Origin of the sequence: Haladaptatus sp. AB618 (genome assembly GCF_024136965.1) — an archaeon.
GTDB lineage: Archaea > Halobacteriota > Halobacteria > Halobacteriales > Haladaptataceae > Haladaptatus.
Genome location: NZ_JAMYJX010000007.1, coordinates 1 through 25,670, shown reverse-complemented (window position 1 = coordinate 25,670; position 25,670 = coordinate 1). Strand labels below are relative to the sequence as shown.

General features: G+C 61.6%; 27 protein-coding genes and 1 pseudogene. 11 read left to right on the top strand and 17 right to left on the bottom strand.

What is annotated here, in order from left to right:
* Positions 1 to 6 precede the first annotated feature (6 nt).
* The 3 genes from NKF26_RS18670 to NKF26_RS18660 all read right to left on the bottom strand — a co-directional run bounded on the left by NKF26_RS18670 (position 7) and on the right by NKF26_RS18660 (position 2,988).
* Positions 7 to 660 carry an HAD family hydrolase gene (locus tag NKF26_RS18670; protein ID WP_253226198.1) on the bottom strand — a complete coding sequence of 218 codons (654 nt, stop codon included), beginning with the start codon at positions 658 to 660 and terminating at the stop codon, positions 7 to 9.
* A gap of 141 nt (positions 661 to 801) precedes the next feature.
* Positions 802 to 2,058 carry a Glu/Leu/Phe/Val dehydrogenase gene (locus tag NKF26_RS18665; protein WP_253226197.1) on the bottom strand — a complete coding sequence of 419 codons (1,257 nt, stop codon included), beginning with the start codon at positions 2,056 to 2,058 and terminating at the stop codon, positions 802 to 804.
* Between the two features lie 84 nt (positions 2,059 to 2,142).
* The gene (locus tag NKF26_RS18660) at positions 2,143 to 2,988 is read right to left on the bottom strand and encodes a CoA ester lyase (RefSeq protein WP_253234731.1); all 846 of its coding nucleotides are present in this window, start codon (positions 2,986 to 2,988) and stop codon (positions 2,143 to 2,145) included.
* A gap of 145 nt (positions 2,989 to 3,133) precedes the next feature.
* Here NKF26_RS18660 and NKF26_RS18655 point away from each other — a divergent pair, with 145 nt between their 5' ends.
* Positions 3,134 to 3,334 carry a hypothetical protein gene (locus NKF26_RS18655; RefSeq protein WP_253226195.1) on the top strand — a complete coding sequence of 67 codons (201 nt, stop codon included), beginning with the start codon at positions 3,134 to 3,136 and terminating at the stop codon, positions 3,332 to 3,334.
* A 71-nt stretch (positions 3,335 to 3,405) separates the two neighbouring features.
* Here NKF26_RS18655 and gdhB read toward each other — a convergent pair whose 3' ends face one another.
* A complete protein-coding gene (gene gdhB / locus NKF26_RS18650) occupies positions 3,406 to 4,680 on the bottom strand; it encodes a glutamate dehydrogenase GdhB (protein WP_253226194.1) in 1,275 nt (424 codons plus the stop codon).
* Between the two features lie 121 nt (positions 4,681 to 4,801).
* The gene (locus NKF26_RS18645; RefSeq protein ID WP_253234730.1) at positions 4,802 to 5,971 is read right to left on the bottom strand and encodes a PQQ-binding-like beta-propeller repeat protein; all 1,170 of its coding nucleotides are present in this window, start codon (positions 5,969 to 5,971) and stop codon (positions 4,802 to 4,804) included.
* Between the two features lie 165 nt (positions 5,972 to 6,136).
* Between NKF26_RS18645 and NKF26_RS18640 the strand changes: the two genes are divergently transcribed.
* Positions 6,137 to 6,601: a MaoC family dehydratase gene (locus NKF26_RS18640; RefSeq protein ID WP_253226192.1), complete on the top strand. Its 465-nt coding sequence runs from the start codon at positions 6,137 to 6,139 to the stop codon at positions 6,599 to 6,601.
* A 12-nt stretch (positions 6,602 to 6,613) separates the two neighbouring features.
* Here NKF26_RS18640 and NKF26_RS18635 read toward each other — a convergent pair whose 3' ends face one another.
* The 3 genes from NKF26_RS18635 to NKF26_RS18625 form a co-directional block, all read right to left on the bottom strand.
* Positions 6,614 to 6,961 (bottom strand): DUF5658 family protein, encoded by a 348-nt coding sequence (locus tag NKF26_RS18635; protein ID WP_253226191.1) that lies wholly within the window; start codon positions 6,959 to 6,961, stop codon positions 6,614 to 6,616.
* Between the two features lie 178 nt (positions 6,962 to 7,139).
* Complete coding sequence (locus NKF26_RS18630) at positions 7,140 to 8,843, bottom strand: acyl-CoA carboxylase subunit beta (protein WP_253234729.1); 1,704 nt, start codon at positions 8,841 to 8,843, stop codon at positions 7,140 to 7,142.
* A 131-nt stretch (positions 8,844 to 8,974) separates the two neighbouring features.
* Positions 8,975 to 9,313, bottom strand: a complete 339-nt coding sequence (locus NKF26_RS18625) for a hypothetical protein (protein WP_066146303.1) — start codon at positions 9,311 to 9,313, stop codon at positions 8,975 to 8,977.
* A gap of 387 nt (positions 9,314 to 9,700) precedes the next feature.
* On the opposite strand from NKF26_RS18625, the gene NKF26_RS18620 reads away from it, so the two are divergent.
* Complete coding sequence (locus NKF26_RS18620) at positions 9,701 to 12,115, top strand: hypothetical protein (protein WP_253234728.1); 2,415 nt, start codon at positions 9,701 to 9,703, stop codon at positions 12,113 to 12,115.
* 27 nt (positions 12,116 to 12,142) lie between these two features.
* Here the strand turns inward: NKF26_RS18620 and NKF26_RS18615 are convergent, their stop codons facing one another.
* The 3 genes from NKF26_RS18615 to NKF26_RS18605 all read right to left on the bottom strand — a co-directional run bounded on the left by NKF26_RS18615 (position 12,143) and on the right by NKF26_RS18605 (position 14,465).
* Positions 12,143 to 12,979: a class 1 fructose-bisphosphatase gene (locus NKF26_RS18615; RefSeq protein WP_253226188.1), complete on the bottom strand. Its 837-nt coding sequence runs from the start codon at positions 12,977 to 12,979 to the stop codon at positions 12,143 to 12,145.
* Between the two features lie 2 nt (positions 12,980 to 12,981).
* The gene (locus NKF26_RS18610) at positions 12,982 to 13,770 is read right to left on the bottom strand and encodes a class I fructose-bisphosphate aldolase (RefSeq protein WP_253226187.1); all 789 of its coding nucleotides are present in this window, start codon (positions 13,768 to 13,770) and stop codon (positions 12,982 to 12,984) included.
* A gap of 119 nt (positions 13,771 to 13,889) precedes the next feature.
* Positions 13,890 to 14,465 carry a hypothetical protein gene (locus tag NKF26_RS18605; RefSeq protein WP_253226186.1) on the bottom strand — a complete coding sequence of 192 codons (576 nt, stop codon included), beginning with the start codon at positions 14,463 to 14,465 and terminating at the stop codon, positions 13,890 to 13,892.
* Between the two features lie 167 nt (positions 14,466 to 14,632).
* Here NKF26_RS18605 and NKF26_RS18600 point away from each other — a divergent pair, with 167 nt between their 5' ends.
* Positions 14,633 to 15,490, top strand: a complete 858-nt coding sequence (locus NKF26_RS18600) for a 3-hydroxyacyl-CoA dehydrogenase family protein (protein ID WP_253226185.1) — start codon at positions 14,633 to 14,635, stop codon at positions 15,488 to 15,490.
* Positions 15,491 to 15,512: 22 nt separating this feature from the next.
* On the opposite strand, the gene NKF26_RS18595 is transcribed toward NKF26_RS18600, so the two are convergent.
* The gene (locus NKF26_RS18595; protein WP_253226184.1) at positions 15,513 to 16,391 is read right to left on the bottom strand and encodes a hypothetical protein; all 879 of its coding nucleotides are present in this window, start codon (positions 16,389 to 16,391) and stop codon (positions 15,513 to 15,515) included.
* 284 nt (positions 16,392 to 16,675) lie between these two features.
* Between NKF26_RS18595 and NKF26_RS18590 the strand changes: the two genes are divergently transcribed.
* Both NKF26_RS18590 and NKF26_RS18585 read left to right on the top strand, forming a co-directional pair.
* Positions 16,676 to 17,932: an ABC transporter substrate-binding protein gene (locus NKF26_RS18590; protein WP_253226183.1), complete on the top strand. Its 1,257-nt coding sequence runs from the start codon at positions 16,676 to 16,678 to the stop codon at positions 17,930 to 17,932.
* 115 nt (positions 17,933 to 18,047) lie between these two features.
* On the top strand, positions 18,048 to 18,602 hold the full coding sequence (locus NKF26_RS18585) for a hypothetical protein (RefSeq protein WP_253226182.1): 555 nt from the start codon (positions 18,048 to 18,050) through the stop codon (positions 18,600 to 18,602).
* Here NKF26_RS18585 and NKF26_RS18580 read toward each other — a convergent pair.
* Positions 18,599 to 19,685, bottom strand: a pseudogene (locus tag NKF26_RS18580) (phytoene/squalene synthase family protein). The gene NKF26_RS18585 and the pseudogene NKF26_RS18580 sit on opposite strands and share 4 nt — an antisense overlap.
* Before the next feature lie 163 nt (positions 19,686 to 19,848).
* On the opposite strand from NKF26_RS18580, the gene NKF26_RS18575 reads away from it, so the two are divergent.
* Together NKF26_RS18575 and NKF26_RS18570 are read left to right on the top strand one after the other, a co-directional pair.
* Positions 19,849 to 20,553: an RNase P subunit p30 family protein gene (locus NKF26_RS18575; protein ID WP_253226180.1), complete on the top strand. Its 705-nt coding sequence runs from the start codon at positions 19,849 to 19,851 to the stop codon at positions 20,551 to 20,553.
* Complete coding sequence (locus NKF26_RS18570) at positions 20,537 to 21,154, top strand: class I SAM-dependent methyltransferase (RefSeq protein WP_253226179.1); 618 nt, start codon at positions 20,537 to 20,539, stop codon at positions 21,152 to 21,154. The genes NKF26_RS18575 and NKF26_RS18570 overlap by 17 nt, the downstream gene beginning before the upstream one ends.
* Before the next feature lie 35 nt (positions 21,155 to 21,189).
* On the opposite strand, the gene NKF26_RS18565 is transcribed toward NKF26_RS18570, so the two are convergent.
* On the bottom strand, positions 21,190 to 22,089 hold the full coding sequence (locus NKF26_RS18565) for a DMT family transporter (RefSeq protein ID WP_253226178.1): 900 nt from the start codon (positions 22,087 to 22,089) through the stop codon (positions 21,190 to 21,192).
* 276 nt (positions 22,090 to 22,365) lie between these two features.
* Here NKF26_RS18565 and NKF26_RS18560 point away from each other — a divergent pair, with 276 nt between their 5' ends.
* Together NKF26_RS18560 and NKF26_RS18555 are read left to right on the top strand one after the other, a co-directional pair.
* The gene (locus tag NKF26_RS18560; protein ID WP_253226177.1) at positions 22,366 to 22,851 is read left to right on the top strand and encodes an Lrp/AsnC family transcriptional regulator; all 486 of its coding nucleotides are present in this window, start codon (positions 22,366 to 22,368) and stop codon (positions 22,849 to 22,851) included.
* A 396-nt stretch (positions 22,852 to 23,247) separates the two neighbouring features.
* Positions 23,248 to 23,826, top strand: coding sequence for an MBL fold metallo-hydrolase (locus tag NKF26_RS18555; RefSeq protein ID WP_253226176.1), 579 nt, complete (start codon positions 23,248 to 23,250; stop codon positions 23,824 to 23,826).
* Positions 23,827 to 23,835: 9 nt separating this feature from the next.
* On the opposite strand, the gene NKF26_RS18550 is transcribed toward NKF26_RS18555, so the two are convergent.
* Together NKF26_RS18550 and NKF26_RS18545 are read right to left on the bottom strand one after the other, a co-directional pair.
* On the bottom strand, positions 23,836 to 24,624 hold the full coding sequence (locus tag NKF26_RS18550) for an ATPase (protein ID WP_253226175.1): 789 nt from the start codon (positions 24,622 to 24,624) through the stop codon (positions 23,836 to 23,838).
* Complete coding sequence (locus tag NKF26_RS18545) at positions 24,621 to 24,887, bottom strand: DUF5827 family protein (RefSeq protein WP_253226174.1); 267 nt, start codon at positions 24,885 to 24,887, stop codon at positions 24,621 to 24,623. Before NKF26_RS18545 ends, NKF26_RS18550 begins: the two co-directional genes overlap by 4 nt.
* A gap of 165 nt (positions 24,888 to 25,052) precedes the next feature.
* On the opposite strand from NKF26_RS18545, the gene NKF26_RS18540 reads away from it, so the two are divergent.
* Positions 25,053 to 25,481: a hypothetical protein gene (locus tag NKF26_RS18540; protein ID WP_253226173.1), complete on the top strand. Its 429-nt coding sequence runs from the start codon at positions 25,053 to 25,055 to the stop codon at positions 25,479 to 25,481.
* Positions 25,482 to 25,527: 46 nt separating this feature from the next.
* Here NKF26_RS18540 and NKF26_RS18535 read toward each other — a convergent pair.
* Positions 25,528 to 25,670: Fe-Mn family superoxide dismutase (locus tag NKF26_RS18535; RefSeq protein ID WP_253234784.1), on the bottom strand; the 143-nt coding region annotated here is incomplete at its 5' end.

Below are 25,670 nucleotides of genomic sequence, written 5' to 3'. Positions count from 1 at the left end.
TTCCTTTTACGTCCCCGTCGTTTCGATCAACGGCAGGAGTACGTCCGCGAGTTCCGTCATATCGGCGGCCGAGACCGGGGCCGCCGGTCGTGACTCGTCGCCGACGTACACCGTTCCGAATCCCTGCTCGCGGGCGGGAACGATGTCCTCTTCGAAGGTGTCGCCGATGTAGATGTAGTCGTCCGCGTCGAGTCGCCGTTTCGCTTCCTCGAAGATCACCGGGTCGGGTTTCCGGGCACCGAACTCGTTCGAGACGATGACGGTATCGACGAGCGTTTCGAGTCCGTGCGCTTCGATCTTTCGCCGTTGTGCCCGCCCGTCCCCGTTCGTGAGGATTCCGGTCGGATGTCGAGCGGAGACGGTTTCGACCAACCGCCGTACGGCCGGTCGGATGCGCGTGGCCTCGGCCTCGTTTTCGATGTGGCGTGTCGCCAACGCGCTCGGATCCGCATCGAGGTCGTGTTCCGCACAGACCGCGGCGAAGGCGCGTTCGTACGGATTCGATTGCAGTTCCGTAATGGCCTCCAACACCGCATCCGAATACCGTACCAGCATCTCCTCCGTCGGTTCGACGGGCAACGACCGCGCAGTTATCTCCCCGAACGAGGCGGTGTATTCGAGGAGAGTGTTGTCGAGGTCGAAGTAAACGGCAGTCGTCATTAGATGATATCTCTACCCCGGCGGAAAGTACCCTTCGAGGACAGGACGTTCCCCGTTCGCACGCGATGACCGGGCCAAAAAAGGTGTTCGATCGAACCGTCGTCGTTCGAAAACTGCTCCGTGAATGGCCTTATTCGTCGGCTATGGCCAGTTGCCGCTCTCGGTGTAGGAGTCGATGACGCGCTGGAGGGCGACGACGTAGGCCGCAGTCCGGAAGTTCGGCAGGTCGTTCGCCTCGTAAGCGTCCGTCAGGTCACCGAACGCGGAGACGATGACGTCTTCGAGTTCCTCGTTGACGCGCTCTTCCGACCAGTAGAAGCGCTGGCGGTTCTGGACCCATTCGAAGTACGAGACCGTCACCCCGCCCGCGTTGGCGAGGATGTCGGGGAAGACGTAAACGTCGCGCTCCGTGAGCACGTCGTCGGCGTCCGGCGTGAGCGGGCCGTTCGCGGCTTCCACGATGACGTCCGCCTGAACGTCCTTCGCGAGGTCACCGTCGATGGCGTTTTCGAGCGCCGCGGGAACGAGCAGGTCCACGTCGAGCGTGAGGAGTTCCTCGTTGCTGATTTCCTCTTCGGCACCGGCGTACTCGACGACGCTACCGGTCTCGTTCTTGTGGTCCTTGACGTCGCGTGCGTGGAGTCCGTCTGGGTTGTAGATACCGCCGCTGGAGTCCGAGACGGCGACTATCTTCGCGCCGAGGTTTTCGATGAGTTTCGCGGCAATCCATCCGGCGTTCCCGTAGCCCTGCACGGCGACGGTTGCGCCGTCCATCTCCTTGCCGAGGTAGTCGAACGCCTCACGAGCGGTGAGCATGGTCGAGCGACCCGTCGCCTCGACGCGGCCTTCGCTGCCGCCGCTTTCGAGCGCTTTACCCGTGATGACGCCCGGTTCGGTCGTGTTTTCGAGTTTCTCGTATGTGTCTTTGATCCAGTTCATCTCGCGCTGGCCGGTGTTCACGTCCGGCGCGGGAATGTCCTGGTCGACGCCGATGAACGGGCGGAGTTCCTTGGCGAACGAGCGCGTGATGCGCTCCAACTCGTCCTCGCTGTACTCGTCGGGATCGATGATGATACCGCCTTTCCCACCGCCGTAGGGGATATCAACCACGGCGGTCTTGTAGACCATCCATCCGGAGAGTGCTTTCACTTCGTCGCGGGAGACGTTGGGGTGGTAGCGGATGCCACCTTTGTACGGGCCGCGGTCGCCGTTGAACTGCGAACGGAACGCTTTGAACACTTCGATGGACCCGTCGTCCATCTCGACAGAGAGATTCGTCTCGAGAATCCGCTGGGGGTGCTTGAGCCGCTCGAAAACGTCAGGGGACGCGTCGAGATATTCGGACGCGTCGTCTATCTGTTCCTGCAAGCTCTCGAACGGATTAGCTTGTTCGGACATCGTTTGTCAGTCCCACCCACCCACTGTTAAACGTGACGAAATAACCATGAACTATTATACCTAAATGAGGTATAAGGAAGAGAGTCAGTTGTCAGCGTCCGCGTACTCCATGATCCGTTCCGCTTGGGCGATGAGCGGCGCATCTATCATTTCACCGTCAACTCTGAAAACGCCGCGTCCGTCCTCGTCGGCGTCCGTTTTCGCCGTCAGGACGGCTTCGGCCCACTCCACCCGCTCCGGGTCGGGCGTGAACGCCACGTTGATGGGTGCGACCTGCGCCGGATGGATCGCCATCTTCCCGTCGTAGCCGAGTCGGATGGCGAACTCCGTCTCCTCGCTCAATCCCTCCGTATCACCGAAATCGGTGTAAACGGTATCGATGGCGTCGACGCCGTTGGCGCTCGCCGCGATGACGACGTGTTCCCGGGCGTAGAGCACCTCGGTCCCCTCGTCGGTTCGAGTCGCACCGATGTCCGCCGACAGATCCTCCGCCCCGAACACGAGTGCGGCCGTTTCGTCCACCGCCGCGATCTCCGCGGCGTTGAGAACCCCGCTCGCCGTCTCGACCAGCGCGAGGATCGGGACCCGACAGTCGTGTTCGTGGAGCAGTCGAACCAGCGTCTCGGCATCGTCGCCCGATTCCGTTTTCGGCAGCATGACCGAATCGATGGCGTCGGCACCCTCGGCGATTCCACGGAGGTCGTCGTCCGCCGCGATCCCCGTCGGGTTGACGCGAACACACACCTCACAGTCCGGGTCGAACGCCGGGTCCGTGAGCACGTCACGGACGGCCTCGCGGGCTTCGTCCTTTCGCTCGGGAGAGACCGCGTCCTCCAAGTCGAACACGATCACGTCGGCCCCTGCGCCGGGTGCTTTTCGCATCATCTCCGGGCGGTCGCCCGGCGTGAACATGACGCTTCGTCGTGGCATACGGGAACGACGTGTGGCGTCGATTTCAACCCACCGAACGGTTTCGTTCGTGCATCCTCGACGTCGCCAGTTTCGTCGTTCGAAGAACGTATCGAATCGGAAACTCCCCAGATAGGTTTATCCCGCCACCCTTCGGTACGTCGGCATGGAACGAACGGAAACGTCGGGAACGGAAGAGTCGAACGCGGACGAGGGGTCCGATTCGAACACCAACATGGGAGTCGGTATCGGCATTGGCGTCGCTCTCGGCGCCGGTATCGGTGTCGCGCTGGACAACATCGCACTCGGAATGGGGGTCGGAATCGCTATCGGCGTTGCGATCGGAGCAGGAATGCCCGACCGGTGATGGTTCTCCCCCCGAACAACGACAGAAAAGATTTCCGTTCGTGAACGTCCCGAAGGACGCTTCCGACCGTTTTACGGCCAGAGTCCGCGCGCCGTGTGAGCTTCGGCGATACGCGAGAGGCCGACGATGTACGCGGCGTCACGCCACGTCACGCCGCGCTCTTCGACTTCGGATCGGACGTCGTCCCACGCGGTGAGCATCTCGGATTCGAGTTCCTCGTTCACGCGTTCGAGCGACCACTGGCGGCGGTTGATGTCCTGTAGCCACTCGAAGTACGAGACCGTCACCCCACCCGCGTTGGCGAGGATGTCCGGAATGACGTGGATGCCGCGCTTCTCGAATATCTCGTCCGCGGTGGTCGTCGTCGGACCGTTCGCACCCTCGACGATGATGTCCGCCTGCACCTCGTGAGCGTTTGCCTCAGTGAGGACATTTCCGATCGCGGCCGGGATGAGCACGTCGACGTCGAGTTCGAGGAGTTTCTCGTTGGGAATCGCCTCGTGGCCGTCGAACGTCGTGACCGCCTCGGGTTCCTCCTCGTGGGTCGGAATCGCGTCGATGTCGAGTCCGTCCTCGTCGTAGATCGCACCGTTCACGTCGGAGACGGCGACGACGTTCGCACCCCACTCGTGGAGCGAGAGGGCGGCGTTCGCGCCGACGCTCCCGAACCCTTGGATGGCGATCGACGTGTCTTCGAGGTCGTAGTCGTAGTACTCACACGCTTCGCGGGCGATGATGGCAACCGAGCGACCGGGCGACTCCTCGCGGCCGTAGGAACCGCCGATGACCGGCGGTTTACCGGTGACGACGCCGGGTTGCGTTTCGCCTTCCTGCATGGAGTAGGCGTCCATGAACCACGCCATCGCCTGCGCGTCGGTTCCCATGTCCGGCGCGGGAATGTCGCGCATCGGGCCGATGAAGTCGCGCAGTTCCTCGGCGAAGCGGCGGGTGAGCCGTTCCTTTTCCTCGTTGCTGAGTTCCTTTGGATTGACGATGATGCCACCCTTCGCGCCCCCGAACGGGAGGTCCATCACGGCGCATTTCCACGTCATCCACATCGAGAGACCGACGCACTCGTCTTCGGTGACGCCGGGGTGGTAGCGCATTCCACCCTTGAACGGTCCGCGCACGCTGTCGTGTTGTGCGCGGTAGCCGGTGAAGATATCCGTGTCACCGTTGTCCCGCTTCAGCGGCACCGAAACCCGGTGTACTTGGTCGGGGTGCTTCAAGCGCTCGATCGTGCCGCGGTCCACGTCGAGGTGCGCCGCCGCGCGCTCCAGTTGTCGTCGTGCCGTTTCAACCGCCGTTTCCGGTTCGTCCGTAGTCTGCTTCCCAGTAGATGCCATAGTTGGACGCCTCCGACAGGCTTGCCAGTTTAGTCGGTAGTAATACGAGAAATGCCTTGCCATCCGTCGTTGCGTCGGCATGAGATACCACGGCACGATACGGAGGAGGACGGTGAGCGACTTACTGCGGCAGGGCGTAAACCATTCCCGCCACGTCACCGACGTAGACGGACTCGCTGCCGACCGCTGGCGACCCGACCAGCGAATCCTGTGCTCGGAAATGCCACCTGGTGCGGCCGTCGGCGCGGTCGAGCGCGACCAGTAAGCCGTCGTCGTTGCAAGCGTAGACCAGTTCGTTCGTGACGACGGGCGACCCCCACACGCGGGCGTCGGTTTCGACACACCACCTGACGGTACCCTCCCGCGCGTCGAGCGCCAAGATATTCCCGTCCGCGGAGCTGGTGTAAACGATACCGCCGATGGCGACCGGCGACGACCAGACTCCGGCGTCGGTCTGATGCCGCCATTTGGTTTTGCCCGTTTCGGCGTCGAGCGCGTAGATTCGGTCGCCGTCCACGGTCCCGACGTAGGCCGTGTCACCGACGACGGCGGGAGCGCCCGCGATGGCGAGTGACGGTGCGAAGCGGAAGAACTCCTCCCCGTCGTCCACGTCGTGGGCGAACAGCCCACCGTCGAGTCCGGTCGCGTAGAGGGTGTTACCCGCTATCTGCATCGACGTGAGCGCTCGTGCGGGGGTTCGGAAGGACGATTTCAACTCACCCGTTTCGGCGTCGAGCATGGACACCTGTCCATCGCGCGAAGCGACGTACAGCGTGTTCCCGACGAGTATCGGCGCTTCCTCCACGCCAGCATCCGACTCGAAACACCATTCACGCGTTCCGTTCGTCCTGTCGAGTGCGAACAGGTTCCCGCTCCTGTCACCGACGTAGGTGAGGTCCCCACCCGGCGTCGGCGACCCGACCGCGTTCGGTGCCTGGAACAGCCAGTTGCTCACGCCATCCCGCTGGTCGATACTACAGACGAACCCGTTCTCGGTACCGACGTACACAGACCCGTCCCTGACGACGGGTGTGGTTTCGACCGGCCCACCGACTTGGGCGAACCACCGCGCGTGAACGCGCCTGCTGTCGCTCAACGGTGTCATCGGCGTCGTCGGCGTCGTCGGTTCCTCCTCGCTCCCGGGATCGACGGGTCCGGGGCGGATATCCGGTTCCGAGTCGATACCGCCGTCGGTGGACGGTCGAGGCGGCTTCGAACCCGAATCGGTGCCGCCATCCGAGATGAACGTCGTGTCGTCCGCCGTCGACTGTCGTGTGCTGTAATATTTCATATTTCTCTAGACCTGAATTCTGCCTGACTGCCAAGTCATTCGAATACTGTCTACTTTGTTATGAACCGGTTACAGCCCGCTATCGGCCGTGCAACGGTTGGAACGGTTGCAACGGACCCGGCGGAGACCGACAGGATTTTTCCCACCGCTGACCCAAATCTCGCCATGACCGGACTGTACTACGAGGAGTTCGAGGTGGGCCAAACTATCGAACACGAGAGGCGGCGCACTATCAGCGAAGCCGACAATCAGAAATACTGTGATATGACGATGAACCAACAGCCACTCCATCTGGACGCCGAGTTCGCGGCCGACACCCAGTTCGGCGAGCGCCTCGTCAACGGTCTCTATACGATGAGTCTCGCTGTCGGCGTCTCGATCCCGGACACGACGGACGGAACCATCGTCGCCAACCTCTCCTACGACAACGTCTCACACCCCAACCCGGTTTTCCACGGCGACACGATTCGGGCACAGTCCACCGTGACCGACAAACGCGAGACGAGCGACGGCGAGCGCGGGGTCGTCACCATGCACGTGGAAGTGTTCAAGGTCGATGGTGAGGACGAGACGCTCGTCTGTGAGTTCGACAGGACGGCGTTGTCGCTCAAAAAGGCGAACGCCGAGTAGACAGGGGAGGTTTCACAGTCGGGTGAATAGGGAGAGGTTGACGACGACGGCGAACATCCACGGGAACGCGAGTCCGGCGGGGACGAGCGTGACGTACTGTCGAGGAACGAGCGTCCGGCAGACGAATCCGACGGCCAACGCGAACATCTTCAGGCCGACGAGCGAGAGGAATCCGAATCGGCCGAGCGCGCCGCGTGCGACCGGGTTCGATTCGGCGAGTCCCACTTGTAACCCGACGTACGTCGTAACCAGGTCGCCGACCAGCGCGAGGAGGACGACGGCCCAGAGCAGTCGTTCCACGTCGTCGAAATCGAACCAACCCGTGCGTTGATAGCGGTAAGAGAACTGCTGATGACTCATAGGTGATGGCGCGGTAGTTCCACGTCATCCCGGATACGCCTGAACGGTGCTTTATTATGAAGTGCCTTATCGGTTCACCCGGTGTTCAAGCGGGTGCTACTGTCCGATTCGAATAATGTTCATACGGTCATTTCGCCGTTCGGACGTGAAAAAGTAGGTGTCGGTCCCCGTCGGCCGATTACAGGATCGTTCCGTGCTTCTTGTCCGGGAGGTCCTTTTCGATACCGGCGTAGAAGTCGTAGCGCTGGACGAGTTCCTCGCGGAGGGTACTCGGCGGGACGATGTCGTCGATGACCATGTCGCTCGCCATGCGGTGCACGTCGATGTCCTCGCGGTACTCCTCGCGGAGTTCCTGCTCGCGCTGGGCGCGTTCCTCCGGGTCCTCGATGTCGTTCAACTTGTTCGCGTACACCGCGTTGATCGCCGCTTCGGGACCCATGATGCCGATCTCGCCGGACGGGAGCGCGATGACGCTCTGGGGGTCGTACGCGGGGCCGGACATGGCGTAGATTCCCGCACCGTACGCCTTCCGGACGACGACGGAGATTTTGGGGACGGTGGACGAGGAGGTGGCGTAAATCATCTTCTTGCCTTTCTCCAGGATCGCGTCCTTCTCGACTCCGGACCCGGCCATGAATCCCGGCGTGTCACAGAGGTAGAGGAGCGGAATCTCGAAGGCGTCACACTTCCAGATGAATTCGGCCGCCTTCTCGGCGGCGTCCGGGAAGATGGCACCCGAGCGCTGTGCCGGTTGGTTGGCGACGATGCCGACCGGACGGCCGTCGATTTTGGCGAACGCCGTGATGATTTCGCCGCCGAACTCCGGCCTGAGTTCGAAGTACGAATCCGAATCGACCACGCGCTCAATGAGGTCGGTCATGTCGTATGCCCGGTTCGGACTCGACGGGATGACCTCGTCGATACCGTCCGGCGACAGTTTCGGCGCTTTCGGTTCGCTTCGAGGCGGTTTCTCGTGTGCCTTGTCGGGGAGATACGTGATGAGGTCCGCCACGAGTTCGCGGGCGTGTTCCTCGTTGCGGGCGACGAGGTCCGCGCTTCCCGATTCCGCCGCGTGCATGTGCGCGCCGCCGAGGTCCTGCATGCTGATGTCCTCCCCGGTGACCATCTGTACCATCCGCGGCGAGGCGATAGCCATCGCGGACATGTTCTCGACCATGATGGTGAAATCGGCGAAAACGGGGGTGTACGCCGCACCGGCGATACACGGCCCGTAGAGCACGCAGATCTGTGGAACACGCCCCGAGAGCATCGAGTGGTTGTAGTAGTACTTCCCGATTCCTTCGCGGTTGGCGAAGAACCCGGACTGCTGATCGATACGCCCGCCCGAGGAGTCCATCAGATAGAGGACGGGTTTCCCATTCTGGAGCGCCCGCTGTTGCATGCGCAGGAACTTCTCGACCCCTTTGGCGGCCATGCTTCCGGCCTTGACCGTGAAGTCGTTCGCCATGAAGTGCAGGTCGCGGTCCTCGAACGTGGCCGCGCCGGTGAGCAGGCCGTCGGCGGGCAGTTGGTCGTCCGCGTCGAACTCGGCGAACCGGCCGTCCTCGAACTTGATCCCTTCTTCTCCGAACCAGAGGTCGAGTCGGTCCCGAACGAATAGTTTTCCTTTCTCGGAGAGGCGCTCCTTGTACTTCTCCGGACCGCCCAACTCGATCTCCTCGATCTCTTCCCGGAGCAGTTCCTCGCGCTCGGTCGGTCCGAGGTCGTCCTCCAGCGGTTCGCCGGGTTCGTTCCACGTGACGGTCGGTTCCGTTTCGTCACCGACGAACACTTCCACCTCGCTGCCGACGTGTTCGGCGAGTGCGCTGGCGATCGCCGAGGCTTCCTCGTCGGTCGCCCCTTCACCGATACGGACTTTCATGAATGAGAATGCGCGAAGCGATTTCAAACCGTTTTCCCTTTCTATCGCGACAATATTTTCGAGCGGGAGACGGAGAGAGTGGAGAAAGAAGTGTCTAGGGAGAGGACGATGGGAGCGGAATCGGGACGTGGTTACTGATCCGGCAGTTCCATGGCCGCGACGTGCTCCGCGTACTCTTCGAGCACTGGTTGCCCCCAGTACCGAAGTGATTCGCTCCGTGCATCGTAATCGATGATGTTCGCGTCAGCGAGTTTTGGGAGGTGTGTGTGATGAAGGGACGCTTCGATACGTCGTCGGTAATCGTCCGGAACGTCGTTTGGCGACGTTTCCGTTTCCCACTCAACGACCTGTTCTACGAGGTCGGAAAGCGTTGCTACGCCATCCGCAGTCGTTGAGAGATAGTGGATTGCGTATCGTCTCCGCTTATCCGACAGGAGTTCGAAGATGTCATCGAAAGACGGTCTACTCACTCCTGGTTCGGCACGAAGTACGTGGGGCGGATGTCCCGACGGGCGGTTCCCCGAGTCGTCACGGTATGGTGACTCATTGCTCATGCGACGCTCAAGAGGAGTTGACCAGCATAGATAAAGAATGGTGAATCTAGACATCTAGAAACGTGCCAACGGATAGGAATTCATCGGCCCAAATAAATTTATTTCTAATAAGTACACCACCGACTATATTCGGTTGCCGCTCGTCATCGCGAAATTTCGATTACCACGATGACTCGCAATGATTGCCGGGACCGTCGGGCGACGCTACCACGTGTCAACGATCACAACCGGCCGGGGACGTGAGGAAACGGAATTAACGATGGCTCCGGTTGACGTGCGTCTCGCGCGTGTGAGTCGTATATTATGGATCGATTCACACGGGCTGTAGTCGCGGTCGGACTCGTCCTCCTCGTCAGCATCGCAAGCATCGCCGTCGTTTCTCCCACCAACTCCGGCACGACGTCATCCACCCAGTCGATGGAGGCGTCGGCACCCCTGGTCGGGGAGTCGGCGGCGACGCTTCCCGTACTGTCGGTGAACGACGGCGCGAGTGAACTGTTACAGACCGATTCGAACCGTTCGACCCGTGAGGAGGCGGCCGCCCGCGGTGTCACACAGGGGGCCGCGTTGGCACAGCGACAAGGTGTCTCCATCAGTCAGGAACAGCGACAGGCCGCAGTACAGGGTGCGACACAGGCCGTCTCACAGGATCAATCGACGAGCGTCAAACAGGTTCAGGCCGCCGCGCGCGGTGCCGCACACGGTACCCTCCTCCAGAGTCAGGACGTGAACGTCACCCAGATACAGGTGGCGACACAGGGGGCAACGACCGGCGCAGTTTCCCAAACCCAACGGGCGAACGTCTCGCAGGTGCAAGCCGCGGCGTTCGGTGCTGGCCACGGCGCAGTCGCTCAAAGTCAACGGGTGAACGTTACGCAGGTACAGGTGGCGGCACGCGGTGCCGCACAGGGTGCGGTGACCGGTGCGGTACAGAATCAGGGAGCGAGCGTCTCACAGATCCAGGAGGCCGGACAGGGTGCGGCGTTCGGCGCGCTCGACCAGCGTCAGAACGTTTCGGTCCAACAGGTGCAGGCGGCGGCACGAGGCGCGGCGACCGGGGCCGCCCAAGCACAGACCGCGAACGCGAAGCAGGTTCAAGTCGCCGCGATGGGCGCGGCGAGAGGCGGTGCGACACAGATTCAACAGGTGAACGTCGAACAGATCCAAGCGGCCTGCCGCGGTGCGGCGGCGGGGGCCGTCTCCCAAGTCCAGCGGGTGAGCGTCACACAGATTCAAGTTGCCGCACAAGGCGCGGCGACTGGTGGACTCACACAGGCGCAGAGAGCCACCGTTTCACAGATTCAGTCGGCCTGTCGCGGTGCGGCGATTGGTGCATTGAGCATCACGCAGGTCCAGATCGTGAACATCGTGCAGATTCAAATCGTCGCGCAGGGGGCGGCACAAGGTGCGACCCAAGGTGCCGTCCAGAAGCAGGTCGTGAACGTCAAACAGATTCAGGCCGCCGCGAAGGGTTCGGCACAGGGCGGAGTCACGCAGGTGCAGACCGTTCGAATCACCCAGATTCAGTCGGCCTGTGCCGGGGCGGCGTCCGGGGCCATTACCCAGAACCAACAGGTGAGCGTCACACAAGTGCAAGCCGCCGCAAGAGGGGCGTGTAAAGGCGGCGTTGTGGCGAGTCAGCGCCAGCAGGCGAGCATTTCACAGGTGCAGGCCGCGACACGTGGTGCGGCGAACGGCGCGGTTTCCCAGAGCCAGCAGGCGACCGTCACGCAGATACAAGCCGCCGCGCAGGGCGCTGCGACGGGTGGAATCACGCAGGTGCAGAAAGCCTCGGTCACGCAGATTCAGGCGATCACCTTCGGCGCGGCCGCCGGTGCGACGCAGTCCGCCACGCAAGGGAACGTGAACAGCGCGGGCCAGATTCAGCAAACGGCGGTTTCGGGGACCGAACAGGCGGCAAACCGAGTGAAGTCGAGGGCGAACGCTCCACCGAAAACGCTCCGGTCGGTCGCAAAACAGGGAGCGGGCGGCGAGGCAACGCCGACTCCGTCGCCGATTCCGACGTCGACCACCGCGACGCCGACCACGACATCGGCACAAACCACGACGGCGACGTCGACACAGGCACCGACCTCGACATCGACGACCGCACCGCCGTCCACGACGCCAAATGTCACGACTACTACGCAGACGACCACGAGCGTCACGACGACACCAACCACAACCACGACGGCGAATGTGACGACAACGACGTCGAATGTCACCGCGACACCAACCACGACGGCGAATGCCACCGCGACACCGACCACGACATCGACGACCGCACCGCCGACCGCGCCGCTCTCGGCGAACCTGTCCTGCACCCGAATCACGGCGAACGCGACGCAACCCGATGACTACCGGATGCAGGCGCTGCTGGTCAACGCCTCGAACCCGCAGTCGGGCGTGCTGGTGACACAGAACATCTCCGCCGGGGACTTCCAACCGGCGGCCGACGGCAAGGTGACGTGGACGAACTCGACGGCGGACCTCGGCGTTCCGGGATACGTCTTCGTCAACGCGACGTTCTTCGATTCGAACGGGCAGACGGTCGCGACGGTGCAGCAAAACGACGTGCAGAGGTGTATCCGACAAGTGAGCGGAACGAATCAGACGACCGTGCCACGGACGACGGTCGGCGGACCGACGGCGACTGCTGCTCCGACGACCGTTGCGACGACGACCGGGCCACGGACGACGCCGACGAATAGCAGCTAACGGAAAAAATCGAAAATGGGAATCCGACTACAGCGCGGCTTCGAGTCGTTCGATGAGGTCCGCGTTCCCGATGTGGAGCGGTACCCGTTGATGTAGTCGCTCGGGCGTCACTTCGAGGATCGATTTCTCGCCGTTGGACGACCGACCACCGGCGGATTCGATGATGTACGCCATCGGGTTCCCTTCGAACTGCAGCCGAAGCTTTCCTTCTGGGCGGGATTCGAGACCGGGATAGGCGAACACGCCGCCGTAGGTCAACACTTGGTTCACGTCGCCGATCATAGCGCCGCCGTAGCGCAGTTTGAGTTCGTCTTCGACTTCGCGCGCGTAGGCGGTGAACGCCTCGGGCCAGTCCGGAACGCGGCCGCCGAACCCGTAAACCGTGGGGTCATCGGGGAGCGTCACGTCCTCGGTGACGACCCGCTGTTCACCATCCTCCACGACGTACTCCGTCACGGAATCGTCGCGGGCGACCATCATCGTCGTGATCGGACCGAAGAGGACGAACGCCGACGCGACGAGGTCCGTTCCCTTCGCCGGGAGCGGCGCATCGTAGATTCCGACGATGGTCCCCATCGAGTTGTTGGATTTGAGGTTGGACGAGCCGTCGAGCGGGTCGATAGCGACCGACAGTCCGTCGCCGCAATCGACGACCCTCTCTCGCTCCTCGCTGGCGAACTCGCCGACGCCGTCGATGGCCGTCAGCTCCGCTTCGAGGTACTCGTCGGCCCACACGTCGGCGGCCATCTGGATTTCCCCGCTTGGGTTTTCCTCGTCCGCCTTTCGACGGCGGCCGGTGAGACCGCCACGGATTTCGGGCGCGGCGGCCGCGACGACCTCGATGATTTTTGTAACCGTCTCCATCGTTAGAGCGCTTCGTCGGCGGTCGCGCCGTCGAAGATGACCTTTTCGAGCGCGTCGAGGATTCGCTCGGGGTCATCACGCTGCCAGACGTTGCGGCCGACGGCGAGTCCGGAACCACCGGCGTCCATCACGGCTTCGACGCTGGAGAGGAACTCGTAGTCGCTGGTCTTCGACCCACCGCTCATGACGACCGGCATGTCGGCGGCGGACTTGACGGCCCATTCCATCGACTCGCGGCTTCCGGGGTACTTGACCTTCGCCATGTCCGCGCCGATTTCGAGCGCGATTCGGGTCGCGTAGGCGATAGTGCTCTCCTTCGTGTCGTTCTTGAGACCCTGTCCGCGCGGGTACGACCACATGACGACGGGCATGTCGTATTCGCGGTGTGCCCGTTCCTGCACGTCGCGGAAGTCCTCGTACATCCTCGTCTCGTTGTTCGAGCCGGAGTAGACGGTGTAGCCGACGGCGTCCGCGCCGAGTTCGGCGGCGTAATCGACCGTCCAGTTCTGTGGCGAGTACGGTTCGCCCATCCAGAGGTTGCTCGTCCCGTTGAGTTTGGCGAGGAGGTTGACGTCGTCCTCGTAGGAGGGGTAGTACGTCTCCGCGAGGCCTTTCTGAACCGCGAGACACGTAACTGCGTCGTGGGTCGCGGTTTCGAAAACCTTCTCGGGGTCCAGTGTCTCCGGAACGGAGCCGAAGTCGGCCGACGGCCCGTGTTCCAGACCGTGGTCGTGGGCGAGAATAAGTGCTTTGCCGTCTCGCGTGACTTGCGAGTCAGTCAGCGGAATCATCAACCGAAACTGCACCGAGGATATATAAGAGTGTACTGGTACTGTCCGAACCTAAACGATTGATTTCGGGGTTCTCAGTAGCTCTATTGTGAGAATGGGAAACTACAATAGTAGTAAATTCACAACAGTTCGTGAGCCGACTCGCGCCACTTCGCGACACGCGTCAAATCGAAGGCCAACGAGTCCGCCACGCGTTCCGGATTGGCAATGGCCAGACTTCGGACCGAGGTGATACCCGCTTCGGCGAGTTCACCGGCCAGTTCGTCGTCGATTTCCGGCACGTCGGTCACGGGGTCGGGACTGCTTCGGTCCCGCCATGCGGCCTCTTCCGCGTCGGCGTCACCGCTTCCGTCCGTCGCGGTTTCGGTCGTCTCGGCCTCCCAGTCGCCGGAACTGGCTGCAATCCACGCACGCTCGCCGTCCTGCAGGCCACGGATTTGGCTCGAACGGTCGGTCAGATCGTTGCCGGACTCGAACGACCAGGACAGGGAGTGTTCCCGACGCAGACGGCCAGCGACGCCCGGATGGACGCCTGCTTCCCGCAACATCTCGTAGGAGGCGGTGCGATTTCGGATATCCGTTACGTCGAACGGCGCGTCCTCGATGACCGCCGCTGTCGCTGGGCCGACGTATTTCACGTCTATCGTTTCGATCTCGGCCGTTTCGCGTGTCTCGTGTTCCCTCACGTCCCTCACCGATTCGTTTCTTTCTCCCACCCGATCCCCATTAATGTTTCGTACACGACCTATTCGTTTCGTTACTGTCCACTGGTGTTGTATATTTCATATATCACAGTAGTTCAGTTCGACTTTCTCGCCCGCGTTCCGCTATCCTTACAACGATTCCGGCAGCACTTGCCATCATGCGTTCGCTTTCCGACATCGACAGTATCGGCGTAGTTGGCGCGGGAACGATGGGCAGCGGCATCGCGCAGGTCGCCGCCACGAACGGCTACGACGTGGTTATGCGCGATATCAAGGACGAGTTCGTCCAGCACGGGTTCGACACCATCGAGGGAAGTCTCGACCGACTCGTGGGCAAGGAGAAGATGAGCCAGGAGGAAGCCGAGGCGGCCGTCGACCGGATCACGGGCACGACGGACCTCGAAGACCTCGCGGACTGTGACTTCGTGGTCGAGGCGGCCGTCGAGAACATGGAGATCAAACAGGACATCTTCGCCGACTTGGACGAGGTGCTCCCCGAGGACGTCGTGCTGGCCACCAACACCAGCACGCTCTCGATTACAACCATCGCCAGCGTGACCGAGCGCGAGGAGCAAATCGTCGGCCTCCACTTCATGAACCCCGTCCCCATCATGAAGGGCGTCGAACTCGTCGTCGGCGAGAAGACGGACGAGGACGTCGTCACGCTCGCACACGACCTCGCGGAGGACCTCGACAAGGAGACGTGGGAGTCCGACGACAAACCCGGCTTCGTCACCAACCGCATCCTCATGCCGTGGATCAACGAGGGCATCCGCGCCTACGACGAAGGCGTCGCCAGCAAGGAGGACATCGACAAGGGAATGACGCTCGGAACGAACGTCCCGATGGGACCGCTCACGCTCGCGGACCACATCGGACTGGACATCTGTCTCGACGCCAGCGAAACCCTCTTCGAGGAACTCGGCGACCGATACAAGCCAGCCTACCTGCTCAAGCGCAAAGTCGATGCGGGCGACTTGGGCAAGAAGACGGGCAAGGGCTTCTACGAGTACTGAAAAAACAGCGGGACCGCCGTTATCAGTCCTTTCGGGTCGCGTTCTTCGGCGGCGCGAACGTTCCCTCGGGCAGTTTCTGATTCACGGCGAGGTCACGATAGGTGGAGACGACCGTTCCGTTGTGAATCACGGTTGCGTTCTTCGATTTTTGGTGACCCGATTCGAACCTGTTCTTGATCTGGTCGAGCGTCTGGTCGATCGGTAGCGGATAGTTCGTTTTGCTCTTGACGAGTGCACCGGTTTGAGCGTCTATCCAGAACGTCGAGTTGTACCACGATGCTCTCTCGGAGTTCTTCTGTGGATTGTCGAACTCGATGACGTACACCTCGTGGCCGAGCACGTGCGTTTTCCCGTGGTACGTGAGCGCGTCGTGGTCGAACGCGGCTTCGAACTCGTGTTTGGCCTCGTAGACGCCGCTGATGTAGTAGTGCGCGGGGCCGTCGCGCCGGTCACTCACGTCGTACGTGTTCGTCGCGCTTTCGTACGCTATCGTATTCGTTCGGTTTTCGATGATGATCCTGTTCCTGGTCGGGTGGAGGTATTCCACTCGCAGAAGCTTCGTCCCGTCCGCGTACCGCTCCGAGCGATCGACTTTCTTCGTTCGAGTGTACGTACTGCCGTTCGGCAGGTGGTAGATCCGTTTCTCCACTTCGACAGCGTGGTACGTGTTGATGTTCTCCTGCTTCGCGCGGATGTCGTTCACGACCTCGTGAGCTTTCGCGTCGCTGAACGTCGTGGTCGGTGTCCGTTGTGACGTGTTCGTATCGGTCGTTGCAGTCGTCGTCTGGGAAGTCGTTTCGACACCGGCACCGGCGTCATCATCGGGCAACTGTCCGACACAACCGCTGACGGTTGCCAGCACCAGACAAACGGTGAGGAGGAGCGGTAATCGTGACCGCATCAGCGCTCACCGCCGACCGTCTCGTCTACCGAGTGTGGCAGCGTCATTCGAGGGACAGTTCGTTCGATCCGTGTTGGGTTGGGACCCTTCATTATTACCAACATCATCAATTCAGCATAAAAATAAATAACCCCCTCCAATCATTTTCACATTCCGGGAATGGCTCTCATCTCCGCTATTACGCGGCTCTACCGCTACAGTATCAAACTCACCAACGTCTCCGAATTTCTTTAGGCCTACCTAAAAATCGCAACAGTTATCTTGTTTTAGGCGAGCCTAAAATTATGACACGAGACACGCAAGCGGGGCGGTGGTGTCCAACACGTCGGCGGTTTCTCGGAGTCGGCTCCGGCGTCGCCGCCACCTGCCTCCTCGCTGGCTGTACCGGCAGTAACGACGGGAACGTGGGGTCGAAATCCGACGGTCAGGGTTCCACGACCGCGACCGAAACGACCGATACCGAGACGGAAACGACCGATGCAGCGGACGGGAGCTATTCGGTGTCGATGTCCCCGATGGGAAAGGTGACGTTCGACGCCGTTCCGGAGGACATCTTCACCGTCCTCACCCACCATGCGGGGATGGCCGTTGCACTCGGCCACGGCGACGGCGTCAACGCACTCCACGCACCGGAGTACTACGACACCGTGATGAACCTCTACTACGAGCGCCTCGACGGCGTCTCGGTTGACTGGTCGGACTGCTTCTCGTCGTGGGGCGCACCGAAAGAGGAACTGTACGAACTCGACAGCGACGTTCACCTCGCGGACCCGGCGGAGATGGTGTCGATGAAGAACTGGTCGCGCTCGGACGTGAACGAAATCGCGAAAAACGTCGGCCCGTGGTTCGGCAACAGTTACAGCGACGCCAACCGGAAGCCGCCGAAGGGCTGGCGTGACAGCTACGAGTACTACTCCCTCTGGGACATCTTCGGCAAGGTCGCACAGGTGTTCCGCGAGGAAGCGCGTTACGAGGCGCTCGCGGCAGTTCACGCCGACCTCGTTTCGACCATCGAATCGAAGCTGCCACCCGAGGACGAACGACCGACGGCGATCATGGTCACCGGTTCCGCGGACCTCTCCGATATTTGGGCCTACAAGCTGAACGCGCCCGGTTTCCTCAGCGCGCACATCCGTCCGCTCGGCGTAACGGACGCCTTCGGCAGCAAGGTTTCCTCGAACGACAAGGTGGATTTCGAGGCGATGCTGGAGGCGAACCCGGACGTGTTACTCGTCCTCGGCGGCATGGCACCGGACCACGAGATGTCCAAGACTCGGGAGATACTCGAAAGCGACCCCGTCGCCTCGAACATCTCGGCGGTGAAGAACGACCGCGTGTTCGTGCAGGGGATGCGCTATCAGGGTCCGCTCGTCAACCTCTTCCAACTGGAGATGACGGTCAAACAACTGTACCCCGACGTGTTCGGCGAGTGGCCGAAGTTCTCCGAGAGCCAGCCGTATCCGAAGTTCGGAGCGGACGAAGAGCTGTTCGACAAACGACGGGTCGCGGACATCGTGACCGGACGGGCCGACGACGTCTGACCGGCGGAAGTCGTCGATCCGTCGCGTCGAACCGATAGGGAACTCCAAAACCTCCCACTTCGCTTTTTCCCTATTGTCGAAGGATTGGTAACAGTTGCTACCCAACGGTTGTTCCATGCCCTCCCTCTCCAACGTCCGCCCGCAACGGAGCCACGTCTTTCCGTTTGCCGTGACGGCGTCCGCCCTCCTGTGGTTCGTGAACCGGGACGCGGAAATCTCCGGGATAACCCCCCGAACGGTCACACTCGGCGTCGCGTCCGTCGCCGTCGGCTATCTGCTCGCAATCCTCGTGGTTGCCGCGGTGAATCCCGACGATACCCGGTCGGGTATCGCTCGAACCCTGTTCTCCCCGTCGAACGAAACGCTCGCCGTGTTCGCCATCGCTTCGCTGTTGCTCGGCGGCTACGCGGTTACGGGATTCCCGTTTCTCCCCGGTGAACTCGACTTCGCAGTCCGTCTCCTCGGCCTCACCCTCGGCTGGCCGATTATCGTCACCTACGGCGCGACCGTCGTCGTTGGAAACGCGTTCGGCGGACGGCCGCCGTTCGCAATCGAAGCCGTCGCGGTCGAATTCGGCGTCGCCTGCACGACGGTATGGGTGTTCCTGCTGTCCGGATGGGTTACGGACGCCGTCGGTCGTCTTTCGGGTTCCGTCGGGATCCCTCGCTAAATCGAATTCGAAGACCGGTGAAACGGCCTCTCGGAAATCGTCCGCCGCAGTTCGCCGAGCGTCTCGCGTTCGACGCCGCTGGAGAGGGATGCGATGAGGGAGTGCACCTCCTCGCGTGAAACCTTGATACCCGCTCGACGAAGCGCGTCCTCCGGTCGCTTTCTGACTTCGCGGAGCGTCCCGACCGCGAGCAGGTAGGGAATCGTCCACGCGACGAGACGGTTGCCCCGCTCGCGCGGCATGGTCTCCAGATACGTCTGGGCGTCGTCGGTAAAGCTGTGTGCGTGGTCCGCGGTTCGGGCGACGACGTCCGCGACGTCGTCGCTGTGTTCGGGGTCACAGAGTTCGTCCTGCGGGACATCGGCCTCGTCCAGCCACGTCTCGGGAAGGTACACGTTGTTCTCGTCGTGGTAGTCCACGTAGACGTCCTTCGTCACGTTGACGAGTTGGAGGAGGAGCGAGAACGATTCCGAGGTCTCGCGTAGACGGCTCGCCTGCGCCGAATCCGCATCCTGGCAGACGAGGTTCGTGATGAGTTCTCCGACGGTTCCCGCGACGTAGTAGCAGTACTCTTCGAGTTCCGCCCTGCTTCCGATTCGAAGACCACCCGTGTCGGCATACCGTTCGACGAACATCGCCATCCCGTTCACGAGTTCACGCACCGGCGGTCGAACCGCTTGCCGGACCGAGGGAGAGCACGTACCGAACGTCCGCACGATGCGGGGGGGCGTGACTGACGACGGACCAATCGGCATCGTCGCCGTCGGTATCGTCGGGAATCCACTCGTCTACAGCCTCGCGGAACTCCTCAACTGTCGTCGCATCGGTCGGGTCGAGGACGGCGTCGTACTGGTGGAGGAGGCTCGCCTGTTCGGCGGGCGGGATATGGCCCGCATCCTCGATGGTGTCCGCGACACGGCAGAGGAGGTATCCGACGCAGATGGCGTCGGCCATCGGCGTATCGAGCAGCTCGATAGTGATGGCAAACGTGCGGGAGACACCTTGAACCGCTTGGTGACACCATTCGATGTCTGCCCCTGGCGGCTCGTCGGCGGTCGCGGAGGTCGGTGGCTGGTTATCCATTCTGTTATTGAACCTTCCTTCCGGGTTGAGACGGGAAAACCCCTTGGGCTTACCACTCCGGTTTGGCTGGAGCGGCTAATCAGTTCCGACTCCCGGTGACGCCGTCCCCGTGGACCGAGAGTCGCAAGCACCAAGTCTCACCACCCCGCACTCGAACACGAGAATGTACGAGGGCGTCCACGCCGTCCCGGATGGGGAAGCTACCGTCGCGCGGTTTGCGGCCACGGCGAGTGAGTACGAGTTCGACGGCGTCGTCGTCCGCAATCACGGCGATTCACGGGCGGAATTCGACGCCGAGACCGTCAGCGACGAGTACGGCGTGGACGTGGTGGACGGCCTCGAAATCCGCGCCGACAACCCATCGCAGGCCAGCGGCCACGTCGGTAACTTTCGCCCGAAGACGACGGTCCTCCTGCTCCACGGCGGCACGGCGAAGCTCAACCGGTTTGCCGTCGAGGAGGAGCGGATCGACGTGTTGGCCCACCCGATGCGCGGACGCGGGGATTTCAACCACGTGCTGGCGAAGGCCGCCGCCGAACACGGCGTCCGCATCGAATTCGACCTGTCCCGTGTCCTCCGTACCGACGGCGGCCCGCGAGTGCAGGCCATCCAAGACCTCCGGAAACTCCGCGAGTTGGTGGTCAAATACGACGCCCCGTTCGTCGTCAGCGCCAACCCGCGTACGCACCTCGAACTGCGGGCACCCCGCGAACTCACGGCCGTCGGCGAGATCATCGGGTTTTCGCCCGAACAGATCGAGGAGGGCTTGCGCGAGTGGGGTCACCTCGCCGACCGAAACCGGACGATTCAGTCCGACGATTTCATTGCGCCCGGCGTGAAACGTGGGCGGTATGAAGAAGACGATTGAGGAACACGCCGACCGCTTTTCGGACATCGCTGGCGACTACGACGATTCTCAGGACAGCGAGGAGTATCGCGCTTGTGTCTCCTTGGTCGTGGAGCACGCCGACCCCGGTGCGGACGACGTCGTCCTCGATTTGGGGACCGGCACGGGCGCAATCGCGCTCGCGCTCGCCCCCGACGCGAAGCGCGTCATCGGCCGTGACATCAGCGAAGGGATGATGGACGAGGCGCGAACGAAGGCCGAGGAGAACGACATCGGAAACGTCGAGTTCGGCGAGGGTCGCTTCCGTGATCCGAACGTCGGCGAGGACATCGATATCGTGGTATCGAACTTCGCCATGCATCACCTCTCCGACGAGGAAAAGAGCGAAGCCATCGAAGCAATCGCCGAATTGGGGCCGCGAAAGTTCGTGTTGGGCGACGTGATGTTCTTCGGCACGCCCGACCCGGAGGTCCCGTTTTACAGTCCCGAGGTGGACGACCCCTCGACGGTCGGCCATCTGGCCGACGTGCTGACCGACAACGGCTTCTCGCTGACCGCCGTCGAGCGGGTTCACGAGCAGGTCGGGGTGCTGGTCGCCGAACGCGTGCAAGAATCGTCGTAAAAATCAGCTTTCCGCACCAGTACGTTTTTTCCCGCTTACGCGCGTCCGACGTTCGGCGAGGCCATGCGGACGAAGTCGAAGAGCGCGTGCCGTTTCAGCAGAGCGAAGCCGGCGAAGATGGCAGCGAAGCCGATGATGGTGGTGTTGGCGACCAGTTCACCCAGCACCAGCCAGCTGAGGAGGGTGGCGACGACGGGTTCGAGGTAGCCGACGAGGTTCAGTTCGGTCGCGCCGATGGAGTCGAGCAGGTGGAAGTAGATGAGGAACGCGATGACGCCGGAGACGAGCACCAGGTATCCCAACGATGCGATGGCCGAAAACGACCAGTCGATGGCGGCAGGTGACTCGCCGCTGGCGAAGCTGACGCCGTGGATGATGATCGAACCGAACAGCATCGACCAGCCCTGAAGCGAGGGGATCGAGACGCTCGTCTCGAACGGTTGGCTCAACACAGAACCGAGGGCGAAACTCGCTGCGGCGAGGAAGACGAGGACGATTCCGACCGCGTCCGTCGAGAGGAGGTTCGCGGAAGTCGGGTTGGCGACGATAGCGACGCCCGCGACGCCGAGCACCAAACCGAGCGCACCGAGGGGGGAGACGTGTTCGTCTGCGAAGAGCGCGCTGGCGAAGACGGCCGTGAGAACCGGAGAGAGACTGACGATGACGGCCGCGAGCGCGCCGGGAACGTGTTCCTGACCGAGGTAGAGCAGGCTGTGGTGGCCCGCGATGATGAACGCGCCGATCGTGGCGATGGCGAGCACGTCACCGCGCGTCCGGGGTTTCCAGCGGTCGGTCGTAAACGCCGCGTACGCGAGGATGAGCAGACCGGCCGCGTCGTAGCGAACCGCCGCAAACAGGAGCGGCGGGAAGTGGTGCAGCCCGACGTCGATCGAGACGAACGAGCCACCCCAGAAGAGGGCCAGTAATCCGAACATCACACCATTCATCGGAAGATATCTTCCAAGCTTTGTCGCATTCATAGATTTCTATCCAACTGTAACAGGCCACCATTGTTAAACCCTTCTACAAGGAACAGCGTTGCAACCGAATCACATACAAGATCTATTGAGACAGTTAGAGTAAATCCTTGGTATTGAATCGTTATAGACATTAGTTGCCAACCATCAGGGGAGATCACCCCTCGTGCATCACCATTCGTCGCCCCGCCGAAGTCGTGATATTAAGTATGATCGACGTATAGTTCGAAATCAATGGACGAACGTGACGTTACACTGCTCAAGGCCATTTCGGATCTGGAGACCGGCAGTCCGGAGAAGTTACACGAGGAGACCGACATCCCAGTCTCGACGATTCATTACCGGTTGAACAACCTGCGCGAGGCGGGCGTCATCGAAAACGACCTGTACGACATCGACCTCGAACAGTTCGGACTCGGCGTCACCGTCGTCGTCGAGGTATTCGCCGATTACACCGGGTCGTACTCGGACTTCGGTGAGAAAATCCTCGACATCGAAGGGGTCACACAGGCGTACTTCACCATGGGCGAAACCGACTTCATCGTCGTCGCGCATCTCACCGGGCGCGAGATGGTCGAACGTCTCATCGGGGATTTCGAACGCATCGAGGAGGTCGAGCGGACGAACTCGACGTTCGTCATCTCCACCCTTCGTGACTCCCACCGCGTGCTCCAGAGCTATAGTTTGGACACCCTAGTCGACGAACTCGCGGAGGAGTAGGGCCGTCCCACCGCTCTCGGGACCCACCGGTTCCACCCCCTTCGGGAGAGATAGGTTCCGCTACTGGGCGTGATACCACAACGACGGTGCCGAACGGTCGTAGAAGGGGGAAGTGGGTATGGGGATGACGATACTGGCTTATCCACGGCTTGATTGCATCACTCGTTCGGGAGACCGCGATGGATTCTCTTCCGTCACTCCCCGGTCGAACGGTTCTTTCCTATCTATATTACCGCTTATAATTGTACTCCGTGTGGATACGTTTGGTAACCACTCTCGTGTATGTGAGTGCGGTTATTACCTTGCTTCCGCGGTCTGGCGGCGATATCGATGTTGATTGAGCGGGATTGATGGTCGTGGGTGGTGAACGTGCGAGGTGTGAATTCGAGGAAAGACATGATTCGAAACATCGCGACGGGCGTGCAGGCGTTTACCAGCAACGCGTTCCTCGTGGACGGAGAGCGGACCGTCCTCGTGGATACCGGATCGAACTTCGATGCCGTAGGCCGAGTCCAAGCGGAGGTGGACGACCTCGATGCGGTCATCATCACGCACACTCACCCCGACCACGTCGGCAACCTGGAGACCGTCAAGGACGCCTTTGGCGTCGAAGCGTTCGGCTTCGACACCGACCAACCCGGCGTCGATGTCGCCATCGAGGACGGGGACACGGTGAAAATCGGAGACCACGACTACCTCGCGCTCCACACGCCGGGACACAAGAACGACCACCTCTGCTTCTACGCCGATTCCCCGAAAATCCTGTTCGCGGGCGACCTCATCTTCCAGAACGGCGGCTTCGGCCGGACCGACCTCGATGAGGGTGACCGCCGGGTGCTCATCGAGAGCATCGATTCCGTCATCGACACGGTGGACGAGGAGTTGGCGGAGATGCACGTCGGCCACGGCCCGAGCGTGACGACCAATCCGTATCAGGACGTCGAATTGGCGTCGCAAGCGGCGCGGATGCGGTGAGAAGCAGGGTTACAGAAGCGCCTCGTATGCTTCCCCGTACGCTGACGCGGTTTTTTCGGGGTCGTTCCGCTCCTCTTTCGCCAGCGGTTCGAGCGTCATGGTTTCGGCGGGGTCGAGCAGGCTCACGACGTCCGCCACACGTTTTTCCATCGTTCCGTCGTGGACGCTGCTGTCCGCAACCTCGCAGGCCTTCGCGTAGCGTGTGCCGTCGTACACCCGCACGCGGCGGGGTTCGACCACGGCGACGGCGTCGAACTCAATGTCTCGAATCGGCAGAGCGATGTCGCTGTAGGATTCCACGACCGCCCGGTCTTCCGCTCGAATCCGCTCGGCCAATGCCCGGAAGTGCGGGAGATATCGTCGCTCGGTCTGGTCGTTCAACCCCTTCAGCGAATCCACGACGACGGCATCCGAGAGCGGGAGGTTCTCGCGCACGGGCTCGGGAAGTGAGACCGTGCCGTTGACGACGAATCCCTCGCCGACGCGGTCCACGAGGAACTCGCGGCGGGACTGGCCGAGCAACCCGTTTCCTTTGCCGGGTGCGGGCCGCCACAGTCGGTGCACCGGATTCACGTCCTCCGGCGCGTGATTTCCTGCGCTCGCGTCGGCCAGTCGAGTCGCGTCCTTGCCGTACAGTCGTCCGTCCGAGAGGGCACGCACGGCGTCGTCGTGGTCGAACCAGAAGTCGTTGCCCGCCCGCGGTTTGAATCCGACCGCATCGTGATGGGCGAGCAGACCGACCGTGAACGTCGTCTTTCCGGCGTCCACGCGGTCGCTTCCGGCGACGAGTATCGTCATTCCTTCAGCCCGTAGTACCCCGGTTCCTCGTCGCTCGGCGGTTCGGCGACGACGAGGCGCTCGGAGTTTCGCATCACCCACGGAATCGCCCAATCCAGCAGAATCTCCTCGGTTTCGACGTCGAGTTCGGCGTCGGGGTCGAGACCCTGAAGCAGGCGGGCGATTTCATAGACCGAATACATCATCTCCTCGTCGAGCAGTTCTTCCGGTTCGTAGAAATCACACGGATACAACTCCTCGAAATCGTCTTTTGGCTTCGGCATGCGTGTACCTACGTCCGACCGAGCGTAAAAGCTCCCGAATCGAGGCGCGTCGACGAGCTATTTGATATGCGTGAGCGTACTATCGTTCGATCATACTCGAACAAATATAATAAATGATCATTATATCCGAGTTTTTATATTGGTGCATTAGAGATAGAAAACGACATGGACGAGGAATCGGGAAGCGAGACGAAAGAAGCGCTCGTCTCGGCCTTCGCCGAGTTCGGCGGTACCTATCTTCGGGATATCTGGCTGTTCGACCAACACGACTTCGAGATGCTCTTTCTCCGTGAGGACGTCGCGGACAAACTCGAAACCGTCGACGTGGAGAAGTTCGTGGACAACGAGCGGTTCGGATTCATCACCCGTGACACCTACGACCAACTCTACTACGCCAACTATCAGTACACGGTCAGGGGATTCACCGACTTCGAACAGTTCCGCATGTTCTTCGACGACGACGAGCGAAACGTCGGCGTGTTCGCCAGTTTCGACTTGCAACCCGGCGGGTACGATTACGAATCGCTCTATCGACACGTCAGCGACATCGCTTCCGGATACGACGTTCCGACGGTAACGTCGGACGAGAAATAGCCGTCGCTTTCTCTGCTGTCTCGAAAAAATATCGGTGCGTTCGGACCTATTCGTAGCGCGACACGACGTTGTCGTACTGTTCTGCGACGTTGTCCCAGTCGACCACTTCGAAGAAGTTGTCGATGAAGTCGCCACGGTCCGGACCGTAGTCGTAGTAGTAGGAGTGCTCCCACACGTCCACCGCGAGAA

Bases quoted from the DNA above. Each gene is read 5' to 3' on its own strand.
- NKF26_RS18550 (WP_253226175.1), bottom strand. From the start codon at position 24,624: ATGACGATACTCGTCGCCGGAAGCGACCGCGTGGACGCCGGAAAGACG.
- NKF26_RS18545 (WP_253226174.1), bottom strand. From the start codon at position 24,887: ATGCCGAAGCCAAAAGACGATTTCGAGGAGTTGTATCCGTGTGATTTC.
- NKF26_RS18555 (WP_253226176.1), top strand. From the start codon at position 23,248: ATGATTCGAAACATCGCGACGGGCGTGCAGGCGTTTACCAGCAACGCG.
- NKF26_RS18600 (WP_253226185.1), top strand. From the start codon at position 14,633: ATGCGTTCGCTTTCCGACATCGACAGTATCGGCGTAGTTGGCGCGGGA.
- NKF26_RS18610 (WP_253226187.1), bottom strand. From the start codon at position 13,770: ATGATTCCGCTGACTGACTCGCAAGTCACGCGAGACGGCAAAGCACTT.
- NKF26_RS18585 (WP_253226182.1), top strand. From the start codon at position 18,048: ATGCCCTCCCTCTCCAACGTCCGCCCGCAACGGAGCCACGTCTTTCCG.
- NKF26_RS18615 (WP_253226188.1), bottom strand. From the start codon at position 12,979: ATGGAGACGGTTACAAAAATCATCGAGGTCGTCGCGGCCGCCGCGCCC.
- NKF26_RS18665 (WP_253226197.1), bottom strand. From the start codon at position 2,058: ATGTCCGAACAAGCTAATCCGTTCGAGAGCTTGCAGGAACAGATAGAC.
- NKF26_RS18655 (WP_253226195.1), top strand. From the start codon at position 3,134: ATGGAACGAACGGAAACGTCGGGAACGGAAGAGTCGAACGCGGACGAG.
- NKF26_RS18575 (WP_253226180.1), top strand. From the start codon at position 19,849: ATGTACGAGGGCGTCCACGCCGTCCCGGATGGGGAAGCTACCGTCGCG.
- NKF26_RS18565 (WP_253226178.1), bottom strand. From the start codon at position 22,089: ATGTTCGGATTACTGGCCCTCTTCTGGGGTGGCTCGTTCGTCTCGATC.
- NKF26_RS18670 (WP_253226198.1), bottom strand. From the start codon at position 660: ATGACGACTGCCGTTTACTTCGACCTCGACAACACTCTCCTCGAATAC.
- NKF26_RS18635 (WP_253226191.1), bottom strand. From the start codon at position 6,961: ATGAGTCATCAGCAGTTCTCTTACCGCTATCAACGCACGGGTTGGTTC.
- gdhB (WP_253226194.1), bottom strand. From the start codon at position 4,680: ATGGCATCTACTGGGAAGCAGACTACGGACGAACCGGAAACGGCGGTT.
- NKF26_RS18540 (WP_253226173.1), top strand. From the start codon at position 25,053: ATGGACGAGGAATCGGGAAGCGAGACGAAAGAAGCGCTCGTCTCGGCC.
- NKF26_RS18640 (WP_253226192.1), top strand. From the start codon at position 6,137: ATGACCGGACTGTACTACGAGGAGTTCGAGGTGGGCCAAACTATCGAA.
- NKF26_RS18660 (WP_253234731.1), bottom strand. From the start codon at position 2,988: ATGCCACGACGAAGCGTCATGTTCACGCCGGGCGACCGCCCGGAGATG.
- NKF26_RS18595 (WP_253226184.1), bottom strand. From the start codon at position 16,391: ATGCGGTCACGATTACCGCTCCTCCTCACCGTTTGTCTGGTGCTGGCA.
- NKF26_RS18590 (WP_253226183.1), top strand. From the start codon at position 16,676: ATGACACGAGACACGCAAGCGGGGCGGTGGTGTCCAACACGTCGGCGG.
- NKF26_RS18560 (WP_253226177.1), top strand. From the start codon at position 22,366: ATGGACGAACGTGACGTTACACTGCTCAAGGCCATTTCGGATCTGGAG.
- NKF26_RS18570 (WP_253226179.1), top strand. From the start codon at position 20,537: ATGAAGAAGACGATTGAGGAACACGCCGACCGCTTTTCGGACATCGCT.
- NKF26_RS18630 (WP_253234729.1), bottom strand. From the start codon at position 8,843: ATGAAAGTCCGTATCGGTGAAGGGGCGACCGACGAGGAAGCCTCGGCG.
- NKF26_RS18620 (WP_253234728.1), top strand. From the start codon at position 9,701: ATGGATCGATTCACACGGGCTGTAGTCGCGGTCGGACTCGTCCTCCTC.
- NKF26_RS18645 (WP_253234730.1), bottom strand. From the start codon at position 5,971: ATGAAATATTACAGCACACGACAGTCGACGGCGGACGACACGACGTTC.